The sequence below is a fragment of the Streptomyces albus subsp. chlorinus genome (assembly GCF_013302895.1).
Taxonomy (GTDB): domain Bacteria; phylum Actinomycetota; class Actinomycetes; order Streptomycetales; family Streptomycetaceae; genus Streptomyces; species Streptomyces chlorinus.
Window position 1 is genome coordinate 716,657 of record NZ_VJOK01000001.1, and the last position, 5,598, is coordinate 722,254.

Annotated in this window: 6 protein-coding genes; 3 read left to right on the top strand and 3 right to left on the bottom strand. The window is 74.8% G+C overall.

All coding sequences use genetic code 11. The features are described from left to right. Nucleotides 1-106 precede the first annotated feature (106 nt). A complete protein-coding gene (locus FM076_RS03305; RefSeq protein WP_243274767.1) occupies nucleotides 107-1,435 on the top strand; it encodes a dipeptidase in 1,329 nt (442 codons plus the stop codon). Nucleotides 1,436-1,676: 241 nt separating this feature from the next. Here FM076_RS03305 and FM076_RS03310 read toward each other — a convergent pair whose 3' ends face one another. Continuing rightward, the gene (locus tag FM076_RS03310) at nucleotides 1,677-2,714 is read right to left on the bottom strand and encodes an NUDIX domain-containing protein (protein ID WP_173868441.1); all 1,038 of its coding nucleotides are present in this window, start codon (nucleotides 2,712-2,714) and stop codon (nucleotides 1,677-1,679) included. A gap of 238 nt (nucleotides 2,715-2,952) precedes the next feature. Next, nucleotides 2,953-3,522, bottom strand: coding sequence for a TIGR03086 family metal-binding protein (locus FM076_RS03315; RefSeq protein WP_173868442.1), 570 nt, complete (start codon nucleotides 3,520-3,522; stop codon nucleotides 2,953-2,955). A 288-nt stretch (nucleotides 3,523-3,810) separates the two neighbouring features. Here FM076_RS03315 and FM076_RS03320 point away from each other — a divergent pair, with 288 nt between their 5' ends. Both FM076_RS03320 and FM076_RS03325 read left to right on the top strand, forming a co-directional pair. Beyond that, nucleotides 3,811-4,656, top strand: coding sequence for a helix-turn-helix domain-containing protein (locus FM076_RS03320; protein WP_173874482.1), 846 nt, complete (start codon nucleotides 3,811-3,813; stop codon nucleotides 4,654-4,656). A gap of 196 nt (nucleotides 4,657-4,852) precedes the next feature. After that, complete coding sequence (locus FM076_RS03325; protein ID WP_173868443.1) at nucleotides 4,853-5,182, top strand: hypothetical protein; 330 nt, start codon at nucleotides 4,853-4,855, stop codon at nucleotides 5,180-5,182. 130 nt (nucleotides 5,183-5,312) lie between these two features. Here the strand turns inward: FM076_RS03325 and FM076_RS03330 are convergent. Continuing rightward, nucleotides 5,313-5,598: ROK family protein (locus FM076_RS03330; protein ID WP_173868444.1), on the bottom strand; the 286-nt coding region annotated here is incomplete at its 5' end.

Below are 5,598 nucleotides of genomic sequence, written 5' to 3' on the forward strand. Positions count from 1 at the left end.
CGTTCCCATGCAGCAGCCCCCGTCCGGCCCGAAGGCCGCCACCCCGGCCACGGCGTCCGGCGTCCCCGCCCTGGCGGCCGGCGTCAGCGCCACCGTCGCCTCCCTGATGCCGCGGGCGAAGTCCGAGCTGGCCGAACTGGTCGCCTTCCGCTCGGTCGCGGACCCGGAGCAGTTCCCCCGGAGCGAGTGCGAGGGTGCCGCCGCCTGGATCGCCGAGGCCCTGCGCACGGAGGGCTTCCAGGACGTGGCGGCACTCGACACCCCGGACGGCACCCAGTCGGTCTACGGCCACCTGCCCGGCCCCGAGGGCGCGCCCACCGTGCTGCTGTACGCGCACTACGACGTGCAGCCGCCGCTGGACGAGGCGGCCTGGCGCACCCCGCCGTTCGAGCTGACCGACGGCGCGGACGGCCGCTGGTACGGGCGGGGCGCCGCCGACTGCAAGGGCGGCTTCCTCATGCACCTGCTGGCGCTGCGGGCCGTCAAGGAGAACGGCGGGCTGCCGGTGTCGGTCAAGATGATCGTGGAGGGCTCGGAGGAGCAGGGCACCGGCGGACTGGAGCAGTACGCCCGCGCGCACCCGGAGTTGCTGGCCGCCGACACCATCGTCATCGGGGACGCGGGCAACTTCCGGTGCGGGCTGCCGACGGTCACCGCCACACTGCGCGGGATGACCCTGCTGCGCATCCAGGTGGACACCCTCGAAGGCAACCTGCACTCGGGGCTGTTCGGCGGCGCGGCGCCCGACGCGCTGGCGGCGCTGCTGCGCACGCTCGACTCGATGCGGGACGCCGAGGGCAACACCGTCATCGACGGGCTGGAGGCGGACGCGCGCTGGGAGGGCATGCCCTACCCGGAGGAGGACTTCCGGCGCGACGCCAAGGTGCTCGACGGGGTCGGCCTGCTCGGCAGCGGCACGGTCGCCGACCGGCTGTGGGCCCGCCCGGCCGTGACCGTGCTCGGCATCGACTGCCCGCCGGTCGTGGGCGCCACCCCGTCGGTGCACGCCTCGGCCCGCGCGCTGATCTCACTGCGGATCCCCCCGGGCACGGACGTCGAGAAGGCCATCGCGCTGCTGCGGGCGCACCTGGAGTCGCATGTGCCGTGGCAGGCCCGGGTGACGACCGAAGTGGTGGGCCAGGGCCAGCCGTTCAGCGCGGACACCTCCAGCCCGGCCTACACCGCGATGGCCCAGGCGCTGCGGACGGCGTACGACGGGCAGGAGATGCAGATCTCCGGTATGGGCGGTTCCATCCCGCTGTGCAACGCGCTGGACGCGCTCTACCCCGACGCCGAGATCCTGCTCATCGGGCTGAGCGAGCCCGAGGCGCGGATCCACGCGGCGAACGAGAGCGTGGACCCGCGCGAGCTGGAGCGGATGGCGGTGGCCGAGGCGCTCTTCCTGCACGGCTACGCGGAGCAGAAGAGCGCCTGACCGCCTGCGCGGACCGTCCGCGCCCGGCCGCCGGCGCCCGCTGTCCGCGCCTGACCTTGTGCACTTGGCCGCCTGCGCCTGACCACCTGCACTTGGCCGCCTGCACCGGATCGTCCCCGTCCGGCACCGGCACCGGACATCCGTCGGCCCGGACACCCGCCCGCCCGGACGCCCGTCAGCGCGGACACCCGTCGGCGCGTGTCCGTCGGTGCTCATCCTTCCGCGCGTGTCCGGCCGCGTGTCAGCGCAGCAGGTTTCCGGTGCCGGTCGGGACACCCGCCTCCAGGTAGAGGGGGTGTCCCAGCCGGCGGGCGTGCAGGGCGCAGCGCAGCCGCTCAAGCCGGTTCGGCGGCAGGAGCCCCGCGGCCTCCTCCTCCGTCACGAAGCGCCAGCCGCGCAGTTCGGCGCTGGGCAGCAGCAGTGCGGCGGCCTCATCGGCCGCGAGCCGGCCCCCGTCGAAGAGCAGCCGCATCCCCCCGAACGCGGGCGGGCGCGGCGGCTCCCAGTCGACGACGAGCAGGGAGGGCTCTCCGGTCAGCCTCAGCCCCAGCTCCTCGAAGACCTCACGGACCCCCGCGGTGCTGGGTGCCTCGCCCCGCTCGACGATGCCGCCGGGGAACTCCCATCCTGGCTTGTAGGTAGGGTCGACGAGCAGCACCCGGTCGCGGTCGTCGAAGAGCAGGACCCCCGCGGCCACCGTCTCGGCCTTCGGTTCGGGCGTCTGCACGATGTCCACGGCACCCTCCCCCGCCCGGATCGCCTCGGCGAGGCGTTCGGCGGTGCGGCGGGGGGTGAGATAGGTCGTGTTGACGGTGTGCGCCTCGGCGGTGATCCATGGCAACGCCGCCTGGTAGGGGGGCAGATGCCCCAGGCACCAGGCTCTGGTGGAGGCGCCGTCGGTGGTGGCGCGGGCGGCGATGCGCTCCCGCAGGGCGGTTTCCTCGGCGTGCAGCAGCAGATGGCGTACGGGTATGCGCCGGGCGGCGAACGCGCCGAACATCTCATCCCGGTACTCGCGGCGCAGCAGCGTCATCGGAGTGATCAGCGGGCCCGGGATCTCGGTCAGCAAAGCGGCGGCCGTGTCCACCACGAGCCGCCGCCATGACCGTAGTTCCTGGATGTCGGATATCCGCCCGAGGTGTTCCTTGGGCAGCATTCCGCGCAGTCCGGCGCCGATGACTTCCGGGTCGAAGAGCGTGCTGCCCGGGAGCAGGTCCAGGAGTTCGTACGCCGCGGTGGTCTTGCCCGCGCCGAACGCGCCGTTCAGCCAGACGATCACGGTGGTCCCCCCTCATCCGTCGTCCCCCGTTCAGTTGCCCGCATCACCCGGTAGGGGAAACGCGCCGGGTCGGCTCGGCGCGCACTCCGGGGGGCACGGCGCTTGCGCCCCGGCGCGTTCGGCGAGCGCGTGCGACCCTTCCCGAGCCGGAAACCCGTCACAGACAGCGGAGCCGGGGGCAGCGGAGCCGGAGACAGAGGAGTCGGGGACAGAGGGGGCAACGGGCGTTGGGGGCGGCTCAGCTGGGTGCCCAGTGGGGATCGCGGCCGGTGCCGGCGAGCAGCTTCTCGAACGGAGTGGCGTCGGACGCCACGGGCACCTCCTCCCCGAAGGCTCCCGCCTTGCGCGCCATGGGCGCCATCTCCTGAAAGGCGGGACGGACCTCACCGAGCGCGGCCTGGTCGGGACGGTAGTCCTGCCCGGTGGCGCGGGCCAGGTCCCAGCCGTGGACGACCAGGTCGCCCATCACCATGTGCGCGACGGTCCGCTGCGGGAGTCCCATGCCCTGCGAGACGCCCTCGAGCGCGTCGGGCGCCGACCACGCCTCGACGAGTTTCACGGTCTCCTCGCCGAAGCGGTCACGCCAGTCCCCCTGGAGGTAGTCGGGGGTGGTGGAGAAGTCGGCCTGGCCCCGGGCGGCCAGCGCCTGGAAGCCGACGACGACGTGGAAGAGGTGGTTGAGCAGGGCGCGGACGTCGTACTCGGCGCAGGGGGTGGGGAGGGTTAGCTGCCCGTCCTCGACCCCGCGGACCACGGGGTCGGTGGCGCGGGCGGCGCTGTCGATGAGAGGGGAAAGTGCGTTCGCCATGCGGACACGCTAGGCGCCCGGTGCGGGGGACGGCTTGAAGAAACGCGACACGGAAGCGGCGCCTAGGATCCCGCCATGGCAGATCAGGGCGGATCGGGTGACACCGGCGCCGGAGCGGTCGCCCGGGAGGGAGCCGGAGCCGCAGCCGGAACGGCAGCCGCGACAGCGGGAGGCCGGACCGCCGCGGCGGGAAGCCGGACCGCCGCGACCGGCGCCCGGACCGGGGCGACAGGATTCCGGGCCTCCCTGCCCGGCGCCCCCGCCCCCACCGGGGCGGCCGGCCCCAGGATGGACGGCAGGGAGGGTGCGGAGGGGCCGCGCCGCGACACGCGGGGCATCGTGCGCGCCCCCGAGCTGATGGCGCGGGTCCGCTTCCGCCGCAGGCTGCCGGCCGCACCGCTGCGGCGCTGGGTGGAGCACTACTGGCTGATCGACTGGGACCTGTCCGAGCCCTACGTCTCGCACGTGGTCCCGCACCCCTGCGTGAACCTGGTCCTCGAACGGCGCGGCCCGGCGGACCTCGCGCCGGAGAGCGGAGTGGTCGCGGGCGTGGGGACCGGGCTCTTCACCACCGAGCTGGAGGGGACCGGACGGGTGTGCGGGGTGCAGTTCCGGCCGGGCGGCTTCCGTCCCTTCCTGTCACCGCCCCGTCCACTCACCGCGCTCACCGGCAGGCGGCTGGAGCTGGCGGAGGCGTTCGGCCGCGGACAGGATGCTCCGTCGCGTGTGCTGCGGCCGGAGGCGGAGGACGCCCGGGTGGCCGCGCTCGACGCCTTCCTGCTCTCCCTCTCCCCCACCGCCGACCCGGCGGCCGAGCGCGCCGTGGCGCTCGCCCACCGTGTGCGCACCGACCGCACCGTTCGGCGCGTCGAACATCTCGCGGCCGACGAGGGCGTCTCCGTACGGACCCTGCAGCGGCTGTTCGCCACCTACGTCGGCGTCAGCCCGAAATGGACGATCCTGCGCTACCGGGTCCACGAGGCGGTGGAACGCGTCACCCACCGCCCGGCGACGGACTGGGCCGCGCTGGCGGCCGAGCTGGGCTACAGCGACCAGGCGCACCTGGTGCGCGACTTCACCGCGGCGGTGGGCACGACACCGGCGGCGTACGCCCGCGCGGTGCGGTCGGGCTGACGCGGGTGCGCCACCGCGGCCTCCGGCCTGATCGCGCACGTGTGCCGGGCGCGCCGCTGGTTACCCGTCGGACTGCGTTGCCCGCCGGGCCGCCGCGCTCGCCGCGGGACCACGGCCCGGACGGGACGGTGCCCGGCGAGGACCGGCGGGCACCGGACAACCGGAATCCGTGGCGCACCGAGGAGGCCGGAACCCCATGTCAGCACAGCAGTCCAACTCCCTGCCGCTGCCCGACTACGACCAGTTGCCCGCGGGAAGCGTGGAGCACCGGATCAGGTCACTGGGGAGCGACGAGGTGCGACAGCTCCTGGAGTACGAGCGGGCGCACGCCGACCGGCCGCAGGTACGGCAGATCCTGACCGCACGCCTCGACCAGCTGGAGGCCGGTGCCCGGCCCTCCGAGGGCGACCCGGCGTCCGGGGGCCCCGACATCCCCCAGGACACGTCCGGCCCGCCCTCCGTCTCGCCCGCAGGAGCGGCCGAACCGGAAGAGCCCCTGCGGCACGGCAAGCACAAGCTCCCCTGAGGGCAAGTTCCCCAGAGCCCCTGAGTCCCTGAGCCCCCCGAGGGCTTCCCTCCGGAGGCCCGCCCGTACGCCGGGGCCGGGCCGTAAGGGGCCCAGCCATAAGAGGTCGAGCCGGACGGGCCCGGCCCGCTCACGCCACCTCGGCCCCCAGGAGCCGCCACGCCGCCGCGGCGGCGCCGATGAGCCCGGCGTCCGTCCCGGTGGTGGCCGGGGCGATCTCGAGCCCCTGGACGTAGGGCAGCGTCGCGTACCGCCGCAGTTCCTCGCGCAGCGGGTCGAACAGGACCGCGCCCGCCCGGGCGACTCCGCCCCCGATGACGGCGATCTCGATCTCGACGAGGGCGGCGGTGGCCGCGATCCCGGCCGCCAGCGCCCGGGCGGCGCGGTCGTAGGCGGCGCGGGCCGGCGGGTCGCCC